We start from the raw sequence: 22,949 nt of genomic DNA on the forward strand, positions 1-22,949 counted from the left end.
ACCTTGTGCTGACCTTCAGAGCGGCGGCAACCGCCACTCGATCGGCGTCTCGCCATTCTGCTCAAGAAACTTATTCGTCCGGCTGAAATGCCCGCAGCCCAAAAACCCGCGATACGCCGACAACGGCGACGGATGCACCGAGGTCAGCACCAGATGCTTGGTCGCGTCGATCAGCTTTTGCTTGCCCTGGGCATGGGCGCCCCACAGCAGGAACACCAGGTGCGGCTGATGCTCGCTGACAATCTCGATCACCCGGTCGGTGAAGAACTGCCAGCCCTTGCCCGCATGGGCGTTGGCATTGGCGCGCTCCACGGTCATGGTGGTATTGAGCATCAACACACCCTGGTCGGCCCAGCTTTGCAGGCAGCCGTGGCTGGGGATGTCGATATTGAGGTCGCGCTTGAGCTCTTTATAGATATTGACCAGGGATGGCGGCGCCGGCACGCCCGGTTGCACCGAGAAGCACAGGCCGTGGGCCTGGCCCGGGCCGTGATACGGGTCCTGACCGAGGATCACCACCTTGACCTTGTCCAGCGGCGTGGAGTTGAGCGCGTTGAAGATCAACGGGCCCGGCGGGTAGATTTCCTTGCCCGCCGCATGCTCCTGGCGCAGGAACTCGCGCAATTGGCTCATGTACGGCTGCTCGAATTCCTCACGCAGGGCGTGTTTCCAGCTCGGTTCAAGTTTGATACGGTCGTCGACAGTCATCAGAAAAGCATCATGTAAAAAGAATGGGCGAACCCTAGGAAAGCCCACCCCACTTGTCAATTGATCTGACGCGCAACCGGCACTTTCCCACGAAGGGATCATACTCAACGTTCAATTTACCGATTGAGGTCATGATGAATCTGCACTTCGAAGAGCTCACTGGCACAGACGGCGCCCGTATCGGCATCGCCAGCCTGGACGCAGAAAAGTCCCTCAATGCCCTCTCCCTGCCGATGATCCTGGCCCTGGGCGAGCGCCTGGCGAGTTGGGCCAAAGACCCGCAAATCGTCTGCGTGCTGCTGCGCGGCAACGGCGCCAAGGCGTTTTGCGCCGGCGGTGAAGTGCGCAGCCTGGCCCAGGCCTGCCGCGAGCACCCGGGCGAAGTACCCGCCCTGGCCGCGCAGTTTTTTGCTGCCGAATATCGTCTGGACTACCACCTGCACACCTACCCCAAGCCCCTGATTTGCTGGGGCCATGGCTATGTTCTGGGCGGTGGCATGGGCTTGCTGCAAAGCGCCGCCATCCGCATCGTCACCCCGAGCAGCCGGCTGGCCATGCCGGAAATCAGCATCGGCCTGTACCCGGATGTCGGCGCCAGTTGGTTCCTCTCGCGCCTGCCCGGCAAGCTCGGCCTGTTCCTGGGCCTCACCGGCGCCCATATGAACGGGCGCGACGCCCTGGACCTGGGCTTGGCCGACCGCTTCCTGCTGGATGAGCAACAGGACGAAATGCTTGAGGGCCTGTTACAGCTGAACTGGCAGGAACAGACGGCGATGCAGCTCAACAGCCTGTTCAAGGCCCTGGCCCAGGAGGCCGCCAGCCAGCAGCCCGAACCACAGTGGCTGCCGCGCCGCCAGCAGATCGACGCATGGTTGGATGTGGGTGATGTGCACTGCGCCTGGCGCGCCTTGAGCCAACTGCGCGAGCATGCCGACCCGCTGTTCAGCCGGGCCGGCAAGACCTTGAGCGAGGGCTGCCCGCTGACCGCGCACCTGGTCTGGGAGCAGATCCGACGGGCGCGGCACCTTTCTCTGTCGCAGGTGTTCCAGATGGAATACACCTTGAGCCTCAACTGCTGTCGGCATCCGGAGTTCAGCGAAGGGGTACGCGCTCGCCTGATCGACAAGGATCAGCAGCCACACTGGCACTGGCCAGATATCAAGCGCATTCCCGAGGCGGTGGTCGAGGCGCACTTTCACAAGGCCTGGGAAGGCCGCCATCCGCTGGCAGACCTGTCTGATTTATGACAGACGCAAGTCAAGCGACGGGCTAGTATTTTGGGCGATCTAGGGTGAACGAACAGTTGTCGGGCTGGCTGTCCGTGCACACAAAAATTTCCTGGTCAAACGGCCCGCGGGCCGGCATCCAATGGGTGGAGTCGGTCAGCGACATGCCGGACAGGGGCTCGGGCGCCTGGAACCTGAGGTTGACCCACTGGTTGTTGGCCGCCTTGTAGCTGCAATACTCCAAGTAGCCTTGTTTGCGCTCCTGGTCATTGGCCGGAATAAAAACCGCCCCGACAAATCTTTCCAAAAAACTGTCGGCCCCGCCTGCAGGGCTCCTCCAGTGGCCATTGTCACTTTGGAAATGGCCCGCCTTGCGCTTGATCGACGAGGGATAGGGGCAGCTGAATTCTGCGCTGGCGTGAGCGAAGGAAAAAAAACCGAGTAAAAAAAGAATAAGTGCCCGGCTGATCATGTGTCATTCCGTTGAGCTACTGAGGTCTTGCCACCCAGTAAAGTCCTAGAAGAACACTTAAGATAGCTGTTAAATATGACAGCCCAGACAGACGGTCGCCCACAAAAAAAACGGCGCGTTTCGCGCCGTTTCAAAGAAAAGTCTGACTACCGATGCCCGCCACGTCCCCGGCCATGATCACCGCCACGTCCATCGCCGCGACCATGGCCGTTGTAGCCCCGATGATCCCCCCATCCCTGACTGGGATAGGGACGGTAGCCCACCCTTGGCCCGGCCTGATAGTAACGGGGCGCCGGCTGGTAATAACGCGGCGCCGGGTAATAGCGTGGTGGCGGTGCGTAATAGCCGCGCCGGTACTGGTATGACGGACCGCCGCCGTAGTAATAGACCGGCGCGGGTGCGGTATAGACTTCGGATCGATAGTAGCTGGAGCCTCCATCGTAATAGGGCACGCAAGCAGAAAGGGTCAAACCGAGCACAGCTGTGATGAGCAATCGACGATACATGGCGGCCTCCTGGACCGCGGAAGAGCACACACCAGCGACGCTGGGGGGCGACAGACAGCTTTCACTGAATGACAAGAGATCAGACCGCAAAAAGCAAATCTGGTGCGACTTGGACATAGATTGATACATCTATGGCGCAATAAACCGCCCAGGTCTGTATCGTGCCAAATACACCGGTTTCGCCGGAACCTCGACGCCATGACACCTGAACCGACCGATGAACACTCCCACACTTTGCCCGGCCTGCGGCGCTCGCAACGATTGCACCCTGGCCGACCCGCGCACCGCTGACCGTGCCTGCTGGTGCTACAGCGTCACCATCGATCCCAAGGTGCTCGAAGCCCTGCCGATGGAGCTGCGCAACAAGGCCTGCCTGTGCCCGCGCTGTGCCCAGGTCGACGCACAACTGCGCGCAGCCGAGCCCCGGTAATGCGTATCGACCGATTCCTCAGTAACCTGCCCCGCTTCAATCGCCAGCAAGTGCGCTTACTGCTGGCGGAGCGACGGATTCAAGTCGATGGGCTGCCGGTTGCCGACCCCCACCATGAAGTGCGCGAGTTCAGCCGCGTGGAATGTGATGGCGAGATCCTGCAGGTGGGGAAACCCGCGCGCTACTTCATGCTGCACAAGCCGCCAGGCTGCGTCAGTGCCACCGTCGACCCCCAACACCCCACCGTCCTCGACCTGCTGGATGAGCCGGACAAGGGCGACCTGCATATCGCCGGCCGCCTGGACTTCAACACCACCGGCCTGCTGCTGATCACCAATGATGGCCAGTGGTCCCGGCGCCTGACCCAGCCCAGGACCAAGCTGCCCAAGGTCTACTACGTGGAGACCGAACAGGCGATTGGCCCGCAGTACGCCGCAACGTTCAGTGCCGGCCTGTACTTCGCCTTCGAAGACCTGACCACCCAACCGGCCGACCTGCAAGTGTTGAGCCCCAAAAGCGCGCGCCTGAGCATCATTGAAGGGCGTTATCACCAGGTCAAGCGCATGTTCGGGCACTTCGACAACAAGGTGACGCGCCTGCATCGCGAACGCATGGGCCCGCTAGTGCTGGATGAACAACTCGCCCCCGGCCAATATCGGCCGCTGACAGAAGCTGAAATCCGCCAGATATGACCGTTCAGCCGGTGATCGGCAAAAGCCCAGGGTCAAACGTGCGACCTGGCCCGCCTCCTGCTTAAATCAAACCGCCAGCCGCAATCTGACTGGTGAGTCACCCGACCTCCAAGAAACACATTGCCGGCCCGTACCGCTTGACGTAGGGGCCCAGACAAGTTGCCCGCCATAACAACAGCCGTCGGCCAGCCTCATCGGACCGACATGGGCCTCCCTTCCAGGCGTATGCCTACCTGTCACAAAGCTCGTGCAGAGTGATCTGCGCGCATCACCCGCTTGCCAGGAGTCTTACGACATGAGGCCAGAAATCGCTGTGCTGGATATACAGGGTCAGTATCGGGTTTACACGGAGTTCTATCGCGCGGACGCTGCTCAAAAGACCATCATCCTGGTCAACGGCTCCATGGCCACCACCGCGTCGTTCGCCCAGACCGTGAAAAGCCTGCATCCGCAATTCAATGTGGTTTTGTACGATCAGCCCTACGCCGGTCGTTCCAAAGCCCACAACCGCCATGAGCAAATGCTGACGAAGGACATTGAGGGCCAGATCCTTCTGGAACTCATCGAACACTTCGCCGCCGAGCATGTGCTGTCGTTTTCCTGGGGCGGTGTCGCCACGCTCGTCGCCCTGTCCCAGCGTCCCCGGCGCGTGGAGAAAGCCGTGATCAGCTCCTTCTCCCCAGTGATCAACGCACCGATGCGCGACTATCTGGAACGTGGCGTCGACTACCTCGGCACCCTCGACCGCCACAGCGTCGGCAACCTGGTCAACAGCACCATCGGCAAACACCTGCCGCCACTGTTCAAGCGCTTCAACTATCGACACGTCAGCACCCTGGCCGAGCACGAGTACGGGCAGATGCACTACCACATCAGCCAGGTGCTCAATAGCGACCGCCAGTGCTACCTCAAGGCCGCACGGCAGATCGACATTCCGGTTCTGTTCTTGAATGGCGAGTGGGACGAATACACCAGTGCCGAGGATGCCCGGCTGTTTGGGCAACATGTAGCGAACAGCAGCTTCGGCACCATCCAGGCCACCGGGCACTTTCTGGACATGGAGCACAAGGCCGCGTGCAATGACAGTCGGCAGGCATTGATGGGCTTTTTGAAACCGGAACAGTCGGTGAGTCGACTGCGGCATCACCAGGGCCAGGCCCTGCATGCGTTTGCGATTTGAAAGCAAGGCCCTGGGCAGGGACGGTGCAGCGTTTCTGCCTGGGGTGGGCTCAAAGCATCCGCTGACGCTCGCAACTTGCACATTTTTCAAAGAAAAACTTCAAATCGCCGCGCACTTCTGGTACAAAGTCAGCCGCTCTGAGCGGGTATAGTTTAGTGGCAAAACGAAAGCTTCCCAAGCTTTAGTTGAGGGTTCGATTCCCTCTACCCGCTCCACTCAGATTGTCCTCCCCCATCAGCTTGACCTTGATGGAGGATGAATAAAAAACCGGCTCCTGAAGCCGGTTTTTTTGTGCCTGGGATTTATCAGTAAAACCCCGCAATACCTTCATCCAGCAGCCTCGCCCCGCCCCCATAAACTTCTTGCACCGCCTGCCCTCTTTTGTTGGTGGGTAGAGTGTTGATAATTTTTATTTAGTAGTTATAGTCACCACCAACACACCACAAGGAGGTGATGTGGATAGCCGATATTTGATAGGCCATATCGTGGCTGATGGCTGGTACCTGGTGCGCGTCAGGGGCAGCCATCATCATTTTAAACACCCTGCCAAGCCTGGGCTGGTGACCATTCCCCACCCCAAGAAGCATCTGTTGGACAAGACCGCCAAGAGCATCTTGAAACAAGCTCTGCTCGCTTGAAGCGTACCTGGAGGACAAGAACATGCTGTATCCGATTGCAATTTCAACCGGCGACGATGACCACGCCTGGGGCGTAGAAGTCCCCGACATCCCTGGCTGCTTCTCTGCCGGTGATGACCTGGACGACGCCATGGCCATGGCACGGGAAGCCATAGAAGGCCATTTTGAGCTGCTGGCCGAAGAGGGCGCGCCCATTCCCAGCGCACAAAAGGTCACGCTGCACGCAGCCAACCCCCTGTACGCCGGCTGTACCTGGGCGGTGGTGGATATTGATGTAACCAAGTACCTGGGCAAGGCGCAAAAACTCAACATCACGCTGCCTGGCTACTTGCTCAACCGCATTGATGAGTACGTGCTGCACCACCCGGAAGAAAAAAGTCGTTCGGGGTTCCTGGCATCGGCAGCGCTGAAGGTGCTGCAACAGGATCGATAACATCGCCGAATTTGAGCGCAAGAAACGTAGTTCAACTACCCGCGACGAGCGCTAAAGTGCAGGCGATAAACGATCCACTCAACGAGGAGCCCGCTCATGCCGTGTGAATACAAACTCATGCCCTCCCCCGTCGGCCAACTGACCCTGGTTGCCCGCAACGGCAAGCTCGCCGCCATCTTGTGGGAGGCCGAGCGCGCCAACCGTGTGCGCCTGGGCGAGCTGGTGGAAGTCAACCACAGCGCGGTGCTGCTGGAGGCCGAGCGGCAGTTGAACGAGTATTTTGCCGGCACCCGCGAGTGCTTCGAGCTGGAACTGGACTTTGACGGCACCGAGTTCCAGAAAAAAGTCTGGGGTGCGCTGCTGACTATTCCCTTCGGTGAAACCCGCAGCTACAGCCAGATCGCCCAACAGATCGGCAACCCCAAGGCTGTGCGCGCGGTGGGGGCGGCGAACGGGCGCAATCCTATTTCGATCGTCGCGCCCTGCCATCGGGTGATTGGTGCTGCGGGCGGCCTCACCGGGTTTGCCGGCGGGCTTGAAGCCAAACAGTACTTGCTGACCCTCGAGGATAGCGAGGCCACAAGGTCGTTGTTCTGACAACCACCTAACGCTAGGGCTGATCAGCCTTGGAGTCCTTCATTTGCACCGAGGATTTGCTGCCGTCGGTGTTGTCCTGGGTTTCATTGTCAGAGCTGTCGAAACAGCCTTGCAACAGCACCAGGCAGCAGGCCAGGCAGAGAGTACGAGAGAGGCTCATGATCGCGCTTCCATTCAACGGGGTGATGAAACAGTGACCAGCCTGCACAAGCAGGGTTCGATGCCTGCACCCCGCACCTGCCCAACGGTTGCACGGCCCGACCGAATTCACGCAGCTCAACAATTGTAAAAAGAATTTTCAGCGTGCCGCCACGGTTAGTACTTTCATCAGCACTTACCTGGAGCATCGCCATGAAGCCTCGATGGCCTGGACTTCAAAGCCCTGGAAAAACTTCGCAGCGAATACCGTACCTTGGGCGAGCGCCATACCGTCAGCCTCGGCGGCGACGGCACAGCGGCGGCCCCAGGCAAGACCGACCTGAACCAGGCGTAAAAAAACGGCGGTTGGATCAGCTCCAACCGCCGTTTCCTGGCAAAGCCCGCGATCAACCGTCGCTGTTGCGGCTCTTGCTGTAGGACGAAGCCAGCGCCCGGGCTTTTTCCAGGCGGGTTTCCAGCTTGGGCAGGGTTTCGTCGACCAATGCCTTTATCTCAGGGATATCCGAAGCAGCACCTTCCTGCTTGAACAACGCGATTGCATCTTCGTTGGCCTTGACCTGCTGAGCCGTGTAGGCGGCGTCAAAGGAGTCGCCATCGGTCAGCTCAGGCATCAAGGTTTCAGCCTTGTCGACGATCTGGTCGCGAGGCGCCACCGGCAAGTCGAGTTTTTTCGCAATGGCCGCCAAATGTTGATTGGCCAGGGTGCGTTCGTTGATGACCTCGATGGTGTAGTCCTTGATTTCCTGAGACGAGGTCTTGGCGTGGGCCATGCGGCTGGTTTCGATATCGGCCATGCCCTTGGCCGACGCTTGCTCGATAAATTCGGCGGGGCCTTGGGCAAAAGCATTGCTGGCGCCGAGGCCCAGCAGCATCGCGAAAGTGGCGGTGCGTAACCGGATAGCCATGCGGCTCATGATGGGTTCCTCCAGGTAATAAATACATGCCGGGGAACGAGCCCCGCCCTGAATCTGAATTTTCAGGGCGGCAAAGGTTTAGAAAAAACTTGCTGGTGCGACGAACGGTCGTCGGTACTCAGGACGTTTTACTGCCCAGCAAGCCCGGCAACGCATGGGCCAGGGCATTGATCGCGAAGCCGATAAACATCACCCCGCACAGCTTGGTGATCAACACTTCATGACGCTGATACACCGTACGCACCTGCCGCGCGCCCACGACGCCGATGAGGATCCCGTAAGCCAGCAGGCCGCCTACAAAGCTCAGGACAATCAACCACGGCAGCATGCTCCAGGTCAGCAGCTCGGCCCGGCTCGACAGGAGTGCGGTGAACGTGGCCACGGCCACCGGATACGCCTTGGGGTTGGTCAGGCCAAACAGAATGCCGTGCCAGAACGGTTGGCGCGCCGCCCCCTGAGGCGCGTCCCCGCTGCGGTTGCGGGTGCGAATGGCACGGATGCCGAGCCAGAACAGGTAAAGGGCACTGAGCACACCCAGCACATCAAACGCGCTGCTACCGATCTCCCGGGCGCCAACAATCGCCACCAACGCGGTGCTGCACCACACCACATCGCCCAGCAGGTGCCCACACAGAAAACCCGCGCCGGCCCGACGGCCGCGTGCCGCACCAATGCCAAATACCGCCAGCACCCCGGGGCCCGGCGTGATGCCATAGATAAAGCCCGAGGCGATGACGGCAAACAGCAATGATGAAGTCATGGGTAACACGCTCAGAAAAGAGGGGGCGCGTCGATTGTGCACAATCCACCGGGCACTGCAATGCTAGGCCGCACGTTTGGCCAACACGTCTTGCACTTGGGTGATCAGCCACTGCAAGGCGCCATCCCCCGCGCGGCGTTTATGCCAGGCCAGTACAAAACCGAAGGATGGGATATGAAACGGCGGCGGTACCACCAGCAAGTGCCGCGAGTCGATGTTCAGCAGCCCTTGGGAGGACACGGTAAGGATCAGGTCGGTGCCCTGGATCAACTGCGGCGCGATGCCCCAATGCGGCAGGCTGATCGCCACGTGCCGTCGCTCGCGGATCGCGGTCAGCGCCCGCTCGATTTCCGGGGTGCCGCTGCCGCGCATTTCCAGTAGCACATGGGGCCGTGCCAGGTAGGTCGGCAGGTCGAGCCCGCCGTCGGCGGGCAAGCTGTCGCGGTCCACCAGGCAGGCGTAGTGCTCTTCGAATAACGGCGTGCTGCGCAACTCGGCCGGCAGGTCGGGAAACACGCCGGCGGCCAGGTCGATCTCCCCACTGAGCACCCCTTCCTGCATGCCTTCGCGACTGGCGTGGGTGATGGCCAAGTCAATCCCCGGCGCCTGCTCGCGCAGCGCCCGCACCAGCCCGGGCAACAAGAGAGCCGCGCCGTAATCGGACATGGCCAGGCGAAAGGTGCGCCTGGCCGACGCCGGATCAAAACGGTTCGGCGCCAGCAACGACTGGACCTGGGCCAAGGCATCAGCCAGCGGCGCCGCCAGTTCCAGCGCGCGAGCGGTGGCGACCAGGCCGCCGCCTTGGCGCACCAGCAACGGGTCGCCCAACAAATCACGCAAGCGCCCCAGCGCATGGCTGACCGCCGGCTGGCTCAGGTGCAGGCGCTCGGCAGCGCGGGTGACATGCTGCTCGCTGAGCAACGCGTCGAGGATCACCAGTAGGTTAAGGTCAACACGGCGCAGATCATTCATGGCATGCATGTTCGGCATAAGAACTTGGAATTTAAATCTGCGCGACGAATACCGTAGAGTCCAGTAAAACCTTTTGGAGATTGATCATGACCACGTTGCATTGGCTGGGCTTGTTACTGCTGGCGGTGATTGCCGGGGCGGTGGTGCCGTTTCAAAGCGCAATCAACGCCAACCTCGGGCGCGGCCTCGGGCATCCTTTGTGGGCGACCCTGGCCTCGCTGCTGGTGAGTATTCTGGTGTTATTGCCGGTGATCCTGGCGTTACGGCTGCCGCTGCCAAGCCTCGGTTTTATCACCAAGGCGCCGCTATGGATGTGGACCGGCGGCGCATTCGGCGTGTGCTTTATCTCCCTGGCCCTGGTCCTGCTGCCCAAGCTCGGGGCCTCGGGGTTTATCGCCCTGGCCATGGCCGGGCAAATCCTCGCGTCATTGTTGCTCGACCACTTCGGCCTGTTTGGTCTGGTGGAGCGGCAACTGACTGCCCCCCGCTTGCTTGGGGTGCTGATGTTGATTGGCGGGGTGGTGTTGATTCAGTTCAGCAGCGCGCCGGCCAAGGCATTGGCTGGCGTGAGCTGAGTCGTCAGCGCTTGTCGGAGGTGCGCAACTTATGCTGCAAGCCCCACAGCAGCAGCGCCGCCGCAATCAATGCACACACGCCAATCACATACAGCGCCGGGGTCGTGCTGCCCGTGATGTCCTTGATGCGCCCGACCATTACCGGGCTGACGATGCCACCGAGTTGGCCCAACGTATTGATCAGCGCAATGCATAGAACTGCCACTCGGCCGTCACAAACACCATCGCGGCCGTCGCCAGCCCCCAGGACACCATGATCCGGGCAATCCAACGCCGGGCGCCGACCTTGTACAACATCATGTTGCTCGGCACTTCGAAGATCACATACCCGATCACAAACAGCCCCGCGCCCAAACCGTAGGCGGTGTTGCTCAAACCCAGGTCAGCCTGCAACTGGAACTTGGCGAAGCTGATATTGATGCGATCAAAAAAGGCAAACAGATAACACACCATGATCAACGGCATCAGGCGCCAGGCGACGGATCAGGCTTTTCGAGAGCATTACAAACGCTCGGCAGCCAGGCGATGGATCTGCGCAGGCTCAATCACCGCTTGCGGAGCGCCATGCCGGACCACCGCGAGCATCGCCCGGCCCACGGTCTCGGTACTCACCACCCAGGCTGGCCGCATGCGCCGGACCAGGGACAGCAGCGGCCCGATCAGGTTGTAGATCGTCTGGTAGAGCGCGGTTTTCGAACGCACGCCATGCAGCGGCTGAATGATCCCCGGCCGGAACAGATACACCGCCTTGAACGGCAGGCGCAGCAAGGCGTTCTCGGTCTTGCCCTTGACCCGCGCCCACATCACCTTGCCCTGCTCGGAACTGTCGGTGCCGGCACCGGACACGTACACAAACGTCATCTGCGGATTGAGCCGCGCCAGGGTACTGGCGGCGACCAGGGTCAGGTCGTAGGTCTGCCGGGTGTAGGTGGCTTCATCCACGCCCACCGACGACCCCCCCAGGCAAAACAGACAGGCATCAAAGCCCTGCAGCAAATGCTCCAGGGGCTGGAAGTCGAACATATCGGCATGCAACACCTGGTGCAGTTTGCCATGCTCCTGGGTCAACGCCGTGCGCCCCACCGCCACCACTTCCTGCACATCAGCGGCCAGCAGACACTCACGCAACACGCCCTGGCCGACCATGCCGGTGGCGCCGAATAGCAGAACTCTCATCAGGGAGGCCTCAGTGGCAAGTTTCAAGCTAAAGACAAATACACTAACAGCTTGTAGCTTTGCGCCTGAAATTTAGCGTTCAGAAAGGAACTCGCCCCCTTGAAGAGCACCACAACCCTCGCCATTGCCTGCTGCACCGCCTTCCTGTCCCAGGTTGGCATCAGCATTTACCTTCCCGCAGTCCCGGCCATTTCCCAAGCGCTGCAGGCCCTGGAGGCTCAAGCTTCGCTCGCCTTGGCGGTGTATCTGATAGGCATGGCGCTGCCCATGCTGCTATGGGGCAGCCTGGGTGAGCGCCTGGGCAGGAAGCCGGTATTGCTGGCGGCATTGGCCCTGTATGCGGTGGCCAGTGCGGCCATCCCCTTGGCTCACAACATCGAGACGTTTCTGTCGCTACGGTTTGCCCAGGGCCTGGGCGCCGGTGGCGTTTCGGTGATGGCTCGGGTGTTGGTGCGCGACAGTTTCAGCGGTGCATTGTTGGCCAAGGGGCTGTCGTGGCTGGGCATGACCTTCGTGATCGCCCTGGGCATCGGCCAGTTCATTGGCTCGGTATTGCAGGTGGCGTTTGGTTGGGAGGCGATCTTCTATGGCCTGGCGTTGGCGGCAATCGGGCTGATTGGCGTACTGCAAGGGGTGGCGTTCCCGGCGCGGATGAAAGCCGATGGACAGGTTTCTGCGTGGCGTATCTACCGCATGATTTTGCAACACCCGGCGTTTCTCCGAGCGGCGTTGGCGGGCGGATTGGGGTATGGCGTGATCATCGCGTTCAACACCTGCGCTCCGCTGATTCTGCAGGGTCGCTTCGAGTGGACTGCCGCGCAGTACGGGCTGCTCGGCTGGCCGATCAGCGCGGCCTATCTGGCGGGCGCACTGATGGTCAATCGCTGGGTTGCCCGCAGCGGACGCCTGCCGATGATGACATGGGGTGTGACATTGGTGATGGGCGGCAGCTCGGTGATGTTGCTCGCAGGCTGGTTCGCCAGCGATTGGGCCTGGCTGCTGTGGCTGCCATATTGCGTGGCGGTGTTCGGGCAGTCGATGAGTTACCCCATCAGTCTGTCCTTGGCCAACGATCATTCTCCGATAAGCGGCTCGTACGCCATGGCCCTAAGTGGCTTTTTGCACCAGTTGCTGGCGGCGCTGATAGGGGGTGTGGCCAGCTTGCTGGTCAGTCAGCAAGTGTGGCCATTGGCGGCGCTATGTGTAGCTCTGGCGGGCGGCGCACTGTGGTGCGTCGCCCGTTCCAGGGCGGATTAAAACGCGCTACGGAAAATCTCCTCAATCTGACGCTGGTCCGCCCGCCGTGGGTTGGTCAGGCCGCACGCGTCCTTGAGGGCGTTGGTGGCCAGCAGCGGGATATCCTGCAGCTTGGCGCCCAGCTCACGCAGGCCGGCCGGGATATCGACGTCCTGGGACAGGCAGCGGATCGCCGCGATGGCCGCCTGGGCGCCCTCTTCCGGGCTGGCGTGTTTGTTATCCACCCCAAGGGCGCGGCCGACGTCGCTCAGGCGCGCCGCGCTGACGCTGGCGTTGAAGCTTTGCACGTGGGGCAACAGCACCGCGTTGCATACGCCGTGGGGCAAGTCGTAGAGGCCGCCCAACTGGTGGGCCATGGCGTGGACAAACCCCAGGGAGGCGTTGTTGAAGGCCATGCCGGCGAGAAACTGCGCGTAGGCCATGTTTTCCCGGGCCGCCATATCGCTGCCGTCGCGCACGGCCAGGCGCAGGTTGGCGCTGATCAGCTCGATAGCCTTGATCGCGCACGCGTCGGTGATCGGGTTGGCGGCCGTGGACACATAGGCTTCGATGGCGTGGGTCAGCGCGTCCATGCCGGTGGCGGCGGTCAGGCCCTTGGGCATGGCGACCATCAGCGCAGGATCGTTGACCGACAGCAGCGGTGTGACGTTGCGGTCGACGATGGCCATTTTCACGTGGCGGGTTTCGTCGGTGATGATGCAGAAACGGGTCATTTCGCTGGCGGTGCCGGCGGTGGTGTTGATCGCCACCAGGGGCAGCTGTGGCTTGCTCGATTGGTCGACACCTTCGTAGTCGCCGATATGCCCGCCATTGGTGGCACACAGGGCAATGCCCTTGGCGCAGTCATGGGGCGAGCCGCCGCCCAGCGACACCACGAAATCGCAGGCACTTTGCTGCAACAACGCCAGGCCGTTCTCGACGTTCTCCACATTGGGGTTGGGCTTGGCGCCGTCGTAAATCACTGAGTCGATGTCCTGCATTGCCAGTTTCTCGGCAATCATCCTGGCCACGCCCGCCTTGGCCAGGCCGGCGTCGGTGACAATCAGGGCCTTGCGAAAACCATAGTTACGGATCGCGTTCATGGCTTCGTCGAGGCAGTCGATGCCCATGATGTTGACGGCGGGAATGAAGAACGTGCTGCTCATGATGAATCCTCGGGGATGCGTTGATTCCTACAGCATCAACCTCACCCGCCTGCGGCATCTTGACCAAGATCAACGCCCGCCCGTGATAAAGTCACCGCCCAGCCGTTTTTGAGTAGACCCGCCGCAATGAAGGATTTCCAGGATATCGACGCCACCCTTGAAGACTGGAACGCACTGCGCAACAGCATCGCCTTCGACGCCATCCTGATCGGCAACGGCGCCAGTCGCACAGTCTGGGAAGACTTTGCCTACGACTCGCTGTTTGAAAACGCACGCACCGTGGAAGAAAAGCCCTTGAGCGCTTCCGAACTGAGCGTGTTTGACGCGATGCAGACCCGCAGCTTCGAGCAGGTGCTGGGCGCCCTGAAAACCACCAGCCGCGTCAACAAGGCCCTGGCCGTCAGCTCCGCCGCGCCGCGCAATCGTTACTACGCGATCAAGGAAGCGCTGATCAATACCATCCACGCCGTGCATATCCCGTGGCGCCTGGTACAGCCGTCGACCCTGGTGACCATCAATCAGGAACTGGCGAGCTACAAGACGGTGTTCACCAGCAATTACGACCTGCTCAATTACTGGTCGATCCTGCATACGCCGGGTATCGACGACCTGTTTCGCGGCGCCGAATCACGCTTTGACTTGCGCGATACCGCAACCACCGCGACGCGCATTCTGTACCTGCACGGCGGCCTGCACCTGGTACGCAACCTGGATGGTTCGGCGCGCAAACTGGCCTCCACCGACAGCACGTTGCTGAGCAGCTTTGCGATCAACAACACGATCAAGACCCTCGACGATGTGCCGCTGTTTATCAACGAAGGCCCCAGTAGCGAAAAGCTCAAGAGCATTCGCAGCTCGGATTACCTGTCGTTCTGCTATGAGCAATTGCTCGGACAGGAAGGTGCGTTGTGCCTGTTCGGCCATCACCTGAGCGAACAGGATGGGCACTTGGTGGAGGCAGTTCGCCGGTCGAAGATCAAGACCCTGGCGATCTCGGTGTTTGGCCGCAGCGACGGGTTTATCCAACAGCAGAAACACCGGTTTGCCGCACTGTTTGAGGGGATGGAAGTGGAGCTCAGGTTCTTTGCGGCACGCAGCCATGCGCTCGGCAACCCGGCCCTGGCGGTACCTGTCGAACACTGATCGGGTTAACGAAGGCGATCAAATGTAGGAGCCGGCTTGCCTGCGATGGCGGTGTATCAGCCACACCGTTATCGCAGGCAAGCCAGCTCCCACATTGACCGAGTTCCAACACAGCGTTGGCGTTATTCCTCGGCGCTGTGCACCACCACCAGCAACTGCGCCTGCACCTCGCCCACCGAGCGAATCCGATGGGGCTTTTGCGCGTTGAAGTGCAATGCATCGCCACGCTCCAACAGTACCCGTTCGGTCATGAAGTCCACTTCCACCCGGCCTTCATGCACAAACAGAAACTCTTCCCCCAAATGCTCCTTGAAGGTCTTGTCGCTGAATTCTGCCGGCGGATAAATGATGAACGGCAGCAGGCTGCGTTCGCTGACCTGATGGGCCAGTACTGCGTAACCCGGCGCGGTCTCGGGCCGCTCGTGGCTGCGCACCAGGCTGTAGCTGTCGAGGCTGACGCTGTCTTCGCTGAACAGTTCTTCGACCTTGACGTTCAACGCCTTGGCCAGTTTCAGCGCGGCGGCAATCGACGGGGTGTTCAAGCCGCGCTCGACCTTGGACAGGTAACTCTTGGTCATCCCGGATTTTTCGGCCAATGCCTCCAGGGTGACGCCGAGTTTTTTTCTCAATAGTTTCAAACGGATAGACATGCGCAGCGATTAATCCAAGCAGAATGCGATGATTATTGCTTGCCAATGACACGAAGTGTCATATAGCCTCTTTAGTGTCATTTGCAGAACCCAACGACCTTGCGAGCAGCGGGAACCAGCAAATCGACGTCCATTGAACCACCCAAAGGACACCGATATGGCCAAGACATTAGCACTCCCGAAAGAACAACTGGTCAAGCAAGCGCTGACCCAGATGCAAAGTACCCTGGCGGATAATACGTGGACCGACCGGCAAAAGCTGGCCCTGACCTGCCGTATTCTGTTCGAGAACGGCCACGACTCGGGCCTGGCCGGGCAGATTACTGCCCGTGGCCCACAGCCTGGCACCTACTACACCCAGCAACTGGGCCTGGGTTTCGATGAAATTACCGCCAGCAACCTGCTGCTGGTCAACGAAGACCTGGAAGTGTTGGAAGGCCACGGCATGCCCAACCCGGCCAACCGTTTTCACAGCTGGGTGTACCGTGGCCGGCCGGATGTGAACTGCATCATCCACACCCACCCCACCCACATCGCCGCGCTGTCGATGCTCGAAGTACCGCTGCAGGTATCGCACATGGACCTGTGCCCGCTGTATGAAGACTGCGCGTTCCTCGAAGCCTGGCCGGGTGTGCCGGTGGGTAACGAAGAAGGCGAAATCATCACCCAAGCCCTGGGCGACAAGCGCGCCATCCTGCTGTCGCACCACGGGCAGCTGTCCACCGGAAGCACCATCGAAGAGGCCTGCGTGATCGCGCAATTGTTCGAACGGGCGGCCAAATTGCAATTGCTGGCCATGGCCGCCGGGACCATCAAGCCGATCCTGCCGCAGTTGGGACGCGAGGCCCATGACTGGATCTCCAAGCCCAAGCGCCACGGCGCCGCGTTCAACTACTACGCTCGGCAGAACCTGCGTCAACACGCCGATTGCCTGAACTGAAGCCTTTTTCGACCGGAGATATTCCATGTCCAGCCCTACTATTCACGGCATCATCGGCTACACCATCACCCCGTTCAGCGCCGACGGCAGCACCGTTGACCTCGACGCCCTGGGCCAATCCATCGACCGCTTGATCGACAGCGGCGTCCACGCCATTGCCCCGTTGGGCAGCACCGGTGAAGGCGCTTACCTGAGCGACGCCGAGTGGGACGACGTCAGCGCCTACAGCATTCAAAAGGTCGCCAAGCGCGTGCCGACCATCGTCAGCGTATCCGACCTGACCACCGCCAAGGCCGTGCGCCGCGCACGCTTTGCCGAAGCCGAAGGCGCCGATGTGGTGATGGTGCTGCCGACGTCGTACTGGAAGCTCAGTGAGGCGCAGATCCTTGCGCACTACGCGGCCATCGGCGACAGCGTCGGCGTGCCGATCATGCTCTACAACAACCCGGCCACCAGCGGCACGGATATGTCGGTGGAGCTGATCCTGCGTATCGTCCACAGCGTCGACAACGTGACGATGGTCAAGGAGAGCACCGGCGATATCCAGCGCATGCACCAGCTGTACCGCCAGAGCGAAGGCCAGGTGCCGTTCTACAACGGCTGCAACCCACTGGCCCTGGAAGCGTTCGCCGCCGGTGCCAAGGGTTGGTGCACGGCTGCACCGAACCTGATCCCGCAACTCAACCTGGACCTGTACCAGGCGATACTGGCCAATGACCTGAACCAGGCACGGGAGCTGTTCTATCGGCAGTTGCCGGTGCTGGACTTCATCCTCAAGGGCGGCTTGCCAGCGACGATCAAGGCCGGTTTACGCCTGACCGGGCTGGAGGTGGGTGATCCACGGTTACCGGTGTTCCCACTGGACATGGCGGGTCAGGCGCAGTTGCAGAAGCTGCTGACCTCATTGAGCTAAAACATCCCCCTGTAGGAGCGGGCTTGCCCGCGATAGCGGTGGACCAGACACACCGCCATCGCGGGCAAGCTCGCTCCCACAGGGGGATGCATGCATCGCTAAATTTACGGAGACAAATAGCAATAATTCTCGATATCATTCGCGACTTTTCTGCAGCGTGCTGCGTCAAGAAGGATATCCATGCCTCGTTTCAAGCCCGACCCGCTGCCGGCCGATGCCTTTCGCGGGTTTTATGCAGATATCCTGCATTACCTGCGTAAACGCACGGACAACGCCAGCGACGCGGCGGACATGACCCAGGATGTCTTTACCCAATGGCTGGACTACCGCGACCGAGCCAAGGTCGAGCAGCCACGGGCCTTTCTGTTTCAGATGGCGCGCAACCTGTTGCGCGACCATTGGCGCAAACAGAAGGTGCGCCACGGCGTCCATCACGAGCAGGCCGAACGGGATGCCGAACCTGTCAGCGACGAGCAAAACGATCCCCTGGCTGCCGCCCAACGCCTCCAACGCCTGGAACAGTTGAAAGAAGTCCTCGCCGAACTCTCGCCCCGCAGGCGAGAAGCCCTTATGCTGCACCGCTTCGAAGGCCTGAGCCAGGCGCAGATCGCCGAACGCATGGGTATTTCGATCAGCATGGTGGAAAAGCACATCGCCTTTGCCCTGCTGCACTGCAAGCAGCGACTTCAAAAAGACCGGGCAAGGAGCAGCCAGAATGACCCGCTTGAGTAACCGCGACAGCCACAACATTGATGAGCACGACTGCATCGATGCCCAGGCTGCCAGTTGGTTTGCGCGCAATCGCAACGAAGGCAACACGCAGGAGCGCAAGGCCTTCGCCGCCTGGCATGCCGTGCCGGCCCATGCGCGCGCCTACGCCGAATTCGAACAGCTGTGGGCCGACCTCGGTGAGTTGCAGCAACTGAACAAACCCGTGCCCCTGCCCACCCGCAAACCCGCGCCCTGGCGCCCCGCCCTGGCGGTGGCAGCCGCGCTGGTCTGCGCCTTGCTCGCCAGCAACCTCGGGGCCCCGCGCGGGCTGTATCACACCGACATCGCGGCGCAGGACAAAGGCATGCGCACCCTGGACCTGCCGGACGGCAGCACCTTGTACGTCAATGCCAGCACGCAGTTGCGGGTGGACTTCGATGCCCATCGCCGTGTGATCCATCTGGACCGGGGCCAGTTGTACCTGGAGGTGGCACCCGACAAGGAGCGGCCGCTGTTCGTGCGCGCAGGCGAGGCCGATGTGCGGGTGGTGGGCACCGCTTTTGATGTGCGCCGCGGCCAGCAGCAGTTGGTGGTCAGCGTAGCCCACGGGATGGTCGCCTTCGCCCCCGACCAGAAAGCCAGCGCCGTTATGCTCGGCGCCCAGCAGCGGGCGACCTACAGCTACGCCAAGGGCTCCGTGCAGCAGCAAACCGTGGCCGCTGGCGAAGTCGCCGACTGGCGCAGCGGGCACCTGTCCTTTCGCAACCGCGAACTGGCCAGCCTGCTGGATGAGTTGAGTCTGTACCGGCCCAAGGCCGTGGTGTTGGCCGATGGCGCGGTGGCACGGTTGAAGGTTTCCGGCAACCTCGATGTGAATGACCCGGACGCGCTGATCAGTGCCCTGCCGGCCCTGTTGCCGGTGAAAACCGTGGCCCTGGGCGATGGCAAGATCCGTATCGAAGCGCGCAAGTAACACCACTTGAGAATATTTTGCATTCGCATGTGAGGATTTTTTTTGCTGCCGCGTCTTCCTCCGGTCTGCGTTTGATACGCATGCCTTTTTTGGCTATTTAGCCGCTTTGGGGGATTTCATGTTTCGCGCGCCTTGCCTTGCCCAGCAACTGTTTGTTCGACCGACACTGATCGCCGCCTGCCTGGCCGTCAGCCTCACGGCCCAGGCCGAGTCGTTCACCCTGCAACTGCCGGCCCAACCCTTGGCCACGTCCCTGAGCCAGGTGGCGCAACAAGCAAAAATCCAGCTGCTGTTCGATGAAGACCTGCTGAAAAATATCCAGGCGCCCGCGCTCAACGGCGATTTCACCCCCGAAGTGGCGATCCGCACCCTGCTCAATACCGGCGCGTTCACCCTGATCAAAGTGGGCAACACCTATGTCGTGCGCCCCGAAGAAAGCCGCACCACCAACAGCGCCAGCTTACAACTGGACGCCTTGAGCGTGATCGGCACCGGTAACCAGGTCGACGCCAGCACCGTCGGCCGCTCCACCCTGTCCCAGGCCGATATCGACCGCCTGCAGCCCAACAACATCGCCAGCCTGGTGCAGACGCTGCCGGGGGTGACCATGGGCGGCTCGATGAAACCGGGCGGGCAGATCATCAACATTCGCGGCATGGGCGAGGCCGAAGACGTGCCGATGACCGTCGATGGCGCCACCAAAAGCGGATTCGAGCGCTATCAGCAAGGCACCATCTTTATCGAGCCCGAGATGATCAAGAACGTCGAGGTGGAAAAAGGCCCGCACTCGGCCTTCACCGGTAACGGCGGGTTTGGCGGCACGGTCAACATGGTCACCAAAGATGCACCGGACCTGCTCAAGGACGGGCGCAACAGCGGTGCGATGCTCAAATACGGGTATGCCAGCAACGACCACGAACAGGTCTACACCGGCGCCGTGTATGGCCGCACCGAGGACGGGCGCATCGACGCCCTGGCCTACCTGACCCAACGCGACGGCGGCGATTTGAAGCTGGCCGCTGCGCGCGACTACGACAGCAAGCGCTACCCGATCAACCCGCAGCGCCTGCCCAACAGCGCCCAGGATGTGGACGGTCAACTGTTCAAACTGAACATGTACCTCACCGATGAACACAGCCTCGGTTTCTCCTACTCCCGGGCAAACAGCGAACGCTGGACGCCCTTCTCGTCCAGAAGCTACCCATCGCCACCGCAGCAGAAAGATATCGATCTCTATGGCTACGATGCTGCCGTAAGACGGTACCTGGCCAACCGCCACACCGTCGATACCACGTGGTCGGGCAAGTACGAATACCACCCCCTGGACAACCCGCTGATCGACATGAAGCTCAGCTACTCGGAGTCCAACACCGACCAGACCGACGAGCGCGACGCCACGGCCGTTGTCGGCTTGTCCACCGGCGGGCGCAAGATGGACACCGCCTACACCGACAAGATTCTGGAGCTGCGCAACATCAGCCGCTTCAACACCGGCCCGCTGGACCATGCCTTGACCACCGGGGTGCAGATCCGCAAGCACATCCGCGATACCGACAGCTGGATGCCCGGCGCCAAGTACGACACGCCTGAGTACAACTACGGGCATTTCCAGCCGGCGTTCATGCCCCACGGCAAGGTCGACACCAACGCGTTCTACATCCAGGACGCGGTCACCCTGGGCGACGTGACTATCACCCCATCCCTGCGTTATGACCACGTGCTCAACCGTGGCAAAGCCAACGATGCGCCGTACTACAGCAACCCCGATCCGGCCTACGGCCATGACTACGGCGACCGCACCTATGCCGGCTGGTCTCCGCGCCTGGCGGTGTTCTGGAAAGTCACCCCGGACGTGGTGATGTTCGCCAACTGGAGCCGCACCTGGCGCGCACCGGTGATCGACGAGCAATACGAAGTCCAGGGCCTGGGCAGCCGCACCTCCACCAGCCGCAACCTCGACCCGGAACGCATCACCGCCATTACCGTGGGTAACGTCACCAGCTTCGCCAACGTGATCGCCAGCGGCGACAGCCTGCAACTGCGCAGCACGTTGTTCCACAACAAGATCGAGGACGAGATCTTCAAGGCCACCGGCCTGGGCTGCGCGCAACAGAACTCCATCAAAGGTTCCATCGCCGAGGTCTGCACCGATATGGCGTCGAAGACCAACTACCGCAACGTCGGCAGCATGACCATCAAGGGCTTCGAGCTTGAGGGCTACTACGACTCGACTTATCTGTTCGGCTCCCTGAGTTACTCGTGGGCCACCGGCAAACGCGAAAACCCCTACACCAACCCATGGGCGACCGACATCCACGTCTGGGCCCGGGATATTCCACCGGCCAAGTGGGTTGCCGTGCTGGGCACCAAGATTCCGGCCTGGGACGCTCAGGTGGGTTGGCAAGGTCAGTTCGTGCGCAAGACCGATCGCCTGCCCAGCGACAAATACTCAGGCGGCCTGAACAGCGGCTTCGGCGACAGCTTCTACGACCAGTACCCCAACGCCAGCTACGACACCCAGGGCCTGTTCGCCAAATGGACGCCGCAACAGGCGTACCTCAAAGGCACCGAAGTCAACTTCACCGTCGACAACCTGTTCAACCGCAGCTACATGCCAGCCTTGAGCGGCGACAGCGCCACCAGCGTCGGGCGCAACGCCAAGATCAGCGTGACGCGGTTCTTCTAACCCCAGCGCCTGCAGGAACTGTACGGTTCAATCTGCAGCCAGCTGTAAGCCCGCGTCCTGCGGGCTTTGTGGCTAGATGGGCATCAACCTCTAGCCCATTTGAATCCGGTCGCGCCCCATGAACTCCCGCGAAAACACTGGCATGGCCCTCGGCCTGCTCGGCGTCGTTATCTTCAGCCTGACCCTGCCCTTCACCCGCATCGTGGTGCAGGAAATCCATCCGCTGCTCAACGGCCTGGGCCGCGCGCTGTTCGCGGCGGTGCCGGCGGCCTTGCTGTTGCTGTGGCGCCGCGAAGCCTGGCCGACCTGGCGCCAGGTGCGCGGCCTGACGCTGGTGATTGCCGGGGTGATCCTGGGTTTCCCAGTGCTGTCGGCCTGGGCCATGCAAACCCTGCCGGCCTCCCATGGCGCCCTGGTCAACGGCCTGCAACCGCTGTGCGTGGTGCTGTATGCGGCGTGGTTGTCCCATGAGCGTCCGTCCAAGGCCTTCTGGGCCTGCGCGGCGCTGGGCAGTGCGTTGGTGCTCGGGTATGCATTGATCAGCGGTGCCGGCAGCATCCAGGCCGGCGACTTGTTGATGCTCGGGGCGATTGCCGTGGGTGGCCTGGGTTATGCCGAAGGCGGCCGACTGGCCAAGGAAATGGGCGGCTGGCAGGTGATCTGCTGGGCGCTGGTGCTGTCGACGCCGCTATTGATCGGGCCGGTGACGTACCTGGCGCTGCAACACGACGGCGCAATCTCGGCGCGCACCTGGTGGGCGTTTGGCTACGTCTCGTTGTTCTCGCAGTTCCTGGGGTTCTTTGCCTGGTACGCCGGGCTGGCCATGGGCGGCATTGCGCGGGTCAGCCAGATCCAACTGCTGCAGATCTTTTTCACCATCGCCTTTTCCGCGCTGTTTTTTGGCGAACACATCGAACCGATTACCTGGCTGTTTGCCTGCGGGGTAATCGTGACGGTGATGCTGGGGCGCAAGACCGCCGTGCAGCCGGCGCCCTCTCCCAAGGTAAATGCAATCTAATGTGGGAGCGGGCTTGCCCGCGATAGCGGTGTATCAGGCGCCAGATAGGTTGACTGACACTCCGTCATCGCGGGC

At 61.3% G+C, this 22,949-nt stretch carries 25 protein-coding genes, 1 tRNA gene and 2 pseudogenes; 17 read left to right on the forward strand and 11 right to left on the reverse strand.

From position 1 onward, the window contains the following. Positions 1–15 precede the first annotated feature (15 nt). A complete protein-coding gene (gene ung, locus HBR93_RS12490; protein WP_162947784.1) occupies positions 16–711 on the reverse strand; it encodes a uracil-DNA glycosylase in 696 nt (231 codons plus the stop codon). A 131-nt stretch (positions 712–842) separates the two neighbouring features. Here ung and HBR93_RS12495 point away from each other — a divergent pair, with 131 nt between their 5' ends. Next, complete coding sequence (locus tag HBR93_RS12495) at positions 843–1,955, forward strand: enoyl-CoA hydratase/isomerase family protein (protein WP_057439749.1); 1,113 nt, start codon at positions 843–845, stop codon at positions 1,953–1,955. Positions 1,956–1,977: 22 nt separating this feature from the next. Here the strand turns inward: HBR93_RS12495 and HBR93_RS12500 are convergent, their stop codons facing one another. Both HBR93_RS12500 and HBR93_RS12505 read right to left on the reverse strand, forming a co-directional pair. After that, positions 1,978–2,406, reverse strand: a complete 429-nt coding sequence (locus HBR93_RS12500) for a DUF3757 domain-containing protein (RefSeq protein ID WP_169960411.1) — start codon at positions 2,404–2,406, stop codon at positions 1,978–1,980. Positions 2,407–2,552: 146 nt separating this feature from the next. Continuing rightward, complete coding sequence (locus HBR93_RS12505) at positions 2,553–2,912, reverse strand: hypothetical protein (protein WP_169960412.1); 360 nt, start codon at positions 2,910–2,912, stop codon at positions 2,553–2,555. A 217-nt stretch (positions 2,913–3,129) separates the two neighbouring features. Here HBR93_RS12505 and HBR93_RS12510 point away from each other — a divergent pair, with 217 nt between their 5' ends. The 7 genes from HBR93_RS12510 to HBR93_RS12540 all read left to right on the forward strand — a co-directional run bounded on the left by HBR93_RS12510 (position 3,130) and on the right by HBR93_RS12540 (position 6,882). Next, entirely contained in the window at positions 3,130–3,342 is a 213-nt protein-coding gene (locus HBR93_RS12510) for a cysteine-rich CWC family protein (RefSeq protein ID WP_057439751.1), read from the forward strand. After that, complete coding sequence (locus tag HBR93_RS12515) at positions 3,342–4,034, forward strand: pseudouridine synthase (RefSeq protein ID WP_120732098.1); 693 nt, start codon at positions 3,342–3,344, stop codon at positions 4,032–4,034. Before HBR93_RS12510 ends, HBR93_RS12515 begins: the two co-directional genes overlap by 1 nt. 295 nt (positions 4,035–4,329) lie before the next feature. Continuing rightward, entirely contained in the window at positions 4,330–5,214 is an 885-nt protein-coding gene (locus HBR93_RS12520; protein WP_115127580.1) for an alpha/beta hydrolase, read from the forward strand. Positions 5,215–5,355: 141 nt separating this feature from the next. After that, positions 5,356–5,429, forward strand: a tRNA-Gly gene (locus HBR93_RS12525). A gap of 240 nt (positions 5,430–5,669) precedes the next feature. Next, positions 5,670–5,852: a type II toxin-antitoxin system HicA family toxin gene (locus HBR93_RS12530; protein WP_115127579.1), complete on the forward strand. Its 183-nt coding sequence runs from the start codon at positions 5,670–5,672 to the stop codon at positions 5,850–5,852. Positions 5,853–5,874: 22 nt separating this feature from the next. Then, the gene (locus HBR93_RS12535) at positions 5,875–6,285 is read left to right on the forward strand and encodes a type II toxin-antitoxin system HicB family antitoxin (RefSeq protein ID WP_169960413.1); all 411 of its coding nucleotides are present in this window, start codon (positions 5,875–5,877) and stop codon (positions 6,283–6,285) included. A 96-nt stretch (positions 6,286–6,381) separates the two neighbouring features. Beyond that, a complete protein-coding gene (locus HBR93_RS12540) occupies positions 6,382–6,882 on the forward strand; it encodes a methylated-DNA--[protein]-cysteine S-methyltransferase (protein ID WP_169960414.1) in 501 nt (166 codons plus the stop codon). A 13-nt stretch (positions 6,883–6,895) separates the two neighbouring features. Here the strand turns inward: HBR93_RS12540 and HBR93_RS12545 are convergent, their stop codons facing one another. The 4 genes from HBR93_RS12545 to HBR93_RS12560 form a co-directional block, all read right to left on the reverse strand. Beyond that, positions 6,896–7,042 (reverse strand): hypothetical protein, encoded by a 147-nt coding sequence (locus HBR93_RS12545; RefSeq protein WP_162947704.1) that lies wholly within the window; start codon positions 7,040–7,042, stop codon positions 6,896–6,898. 385 nt (positions 7,043–7,427) lie between these two features. After that, entirely contained in the window at positions 7,428–7,955 is a 528-nt protein-coding gene (locus HBR93_RS12550) for a DUF4142 domain-containing protein (protein WP_057439756.1), read from the reverse strand. A gap of 118 nt (positions 7,956–8,073) precedes the next feature. Continuing rightward, entirely contained in the window at positions 8,074–8,715 is a 642-nt protein-coding gene (locus HBR93_RS12555) for a LysE family translocator (protein ID WP_128593594.1), read from the reverse strand. 63 nt (positions 8,716–8,778) lie between these two features. Beyond that, the gene (locus HBR93_RS12560; RefSeq protein ID WP_057439758.1) at positions 8,779–9,705 is read right to left on the reverse strand and encodes a LysR family transcriptional regulator; all 927 of its coding nucleotides are present in this window, start codon (positions 9,703–9,705) and stop codon (positions 8,779–8,781) included. 68 nt (positions 9,706–9,773) lie between these two features. Between HBR93_RS12560 and HBR93_RS12565 the strand changes: the two genes are divergently transcribed. Further along, positions 9,774–10,262, forward strand: coding sequence for a DMT family transporter (locus tag HBR93_RS12565; RefSeq protein WP_057958768.1), 489 nt, complete (start codon positions 9,774–9,776; stop codon positions 10,260–10,262). 4 nt (positions 10,263–10,266) lie between these two features. Here the strand turns inward: HBR93_RS12565 and HBR93_RS12570 are convergent. Then, positions 10,267–10,742 (reverse strand): annotated as a pseudogene (locus HBR93_RS12570) (MFS transporter); the annotation flags it as partial. A gap of 21 nt (positions 10,743–10,763) precedes the next feature. Beyond that, on the reverse strand, positions 10,764–11,438 hold the full coding sequence (locus HBR93_RS12575; protein WP_169960415.1) for an NAD(P)H-binding protein: 675 nt from the start codon (positions 11,436–11,438) through the stop codon (positions 10,764–10,766). Positions 11,439–11,537: 99 nt separating this feature from the next. On the opposite strand from HBR93_RS12575, the gene HBR93_RS12580 reads away from it, so the two are divergent. Further along, positions 11,538–12,695, forward strand: coding sequence for an MFS transporter (locus HBR93_RS12580; RefSeq protein WP_169960416.1), 1,158 nt, complete (start codon positions 11,538–11,540; stop codon positions 12,693–12,695). Here the strand turns inward: HBR93_RS12580 and yiaY are convergent. Next, a complete protein-coding gene (gene yiaY, locus HBR93_RS12585) occupies positions 12,692–13,840 on the reverse strand; it encodes an L-threonine dehydrogenase (protein ID WP_057439762.1) in 1,149 nt (382 codons plus the stop codon). The genes HBR93_RS12580 and yiaY overlap by 4 nt on opposite strands. Before the next feature lie 126 nt (positions 13,841–13,966). Between yiaY and HBR93_RS12590 the strand changes: the two genes are divergently transcribed. Next, entirely contained in the window at positions 13,967–14,983 is a 1,017-nt protein-coding gene (locus HBR93_RS12590; RefSeq protein WP_169960417.1) for a DUF4917 family protein, read from the forward strand. 122 nt (positions 14,984–15,105) lie between these two features. On the opposite strand, the gene HBR93_RS12595 is transcribed toward HBR93_RS12590, so the two are convergent. Continuing rightward, a complete protein-coding gene (locus HBR93_RS12595; RefSeq protein WP_057439764.1) occupies positions 15,106–15,633 on the reverse strand; it encodes an XRE family transcriptional regulator in 528 nt (175 codons plus the stop codon). A 157-nt stretch (positions 15,634–15,790) separates the two neighbouring features. On the opposite strand from HBR93_RS12595, the gene HBR93_RS12600 reads away from it, so the two are divergent. The 6 genes and pseudogenes from HBR93_RS12600 to HBR93_RS12625 all read left to right on the forward strand — a co-directional run bounded on the left by HBR93_RS12600 (position 15,791) and on the right by HBR93_RS12625 (position 22,874). Next, the gene (locus tag HBR93_RS12600; RefSeq protein ID WP_169960418.1) at positions 15,791–16,573 is read left to right on the forward strand and encodes an aldolase; all 783 of its coding nucleotides are present in this window, start codon (positions 15,791–15,793) and stop codon (positions 16,571–16,573) included. A 25-nt stretch (positions 16,574–16,598) separates the two neighbouring features. Then, positions 16,599–17,486 carry a dihydrodipicolinate synthase family protein gene (locus HBR93_RS12605; protein WP_057958764.1) on the forward strand — a complete coding sequence of 296 codons (888 nt, stop codon included), beginning with the start codon at positions 16,599–16,601 and terminating at the stop codon, positions 17,484–17,486. 180 nt (positions 17,487–17,666) lie between these two features. Next, a pseudogene (locus HBR93_RS12610) lies at positions 17,667–18,205 on the forward strand (RNA polymerase sigma factor). Further along, positions 18,202–19,170 carry a FecR domain-containing protein gene (locus HBR93_RS12615; protein ID WP_057439767.1) on the forward strand — a complete coding sequence of 323 codons (969 nt, stop codon included), beginning with the start codon at positions 18,202–18,204 and terminating at the stop codon, positions 19,168–19,170. Before HBR93_RS12610 ends, HBR93_RS12615 begins: the two are co-directional and overlap by 4 nt. Positions 19,171–19,288: 118 nt before the next feature. Next, positions 19,289–21,856 (forward strand): TonB-dependent receptor, encoded by a 2,568-nt coding sequence (locus HBR93_RS12620; protein ID WP_169960419.1) that lies wholly within the window; start codon positions 19,289–19,291, stop codon positions 21,854–21,856. Positions 21,857–21,974: 118 nt separating this feature from the next. Further along, positions 21,975–22,874: a DMT family transporter gene (locus HBR93_RS12625; RefSeq protein ID WP_169960420.1), complete on the forward strand. Its 900-nt coding sequence runs from the start codon at positions 21,975–21,977 to the stop codon at positions 22,872–22,874. Positions 22,875–22,949: the final 75 nt, after the last annotated feature.

The organism is Pseudomonas sp. WS 5411 (genome assembly GCF_012985595.1).
GTDB classification, from domain to species: domain Bacteria; phylum Pseudomonadota; class Gammaproteobacteria; order Pseudomonadales; family Pseudomonadaceae; genus Aquipseudomonas; species Aquipseudomonas shahriarae.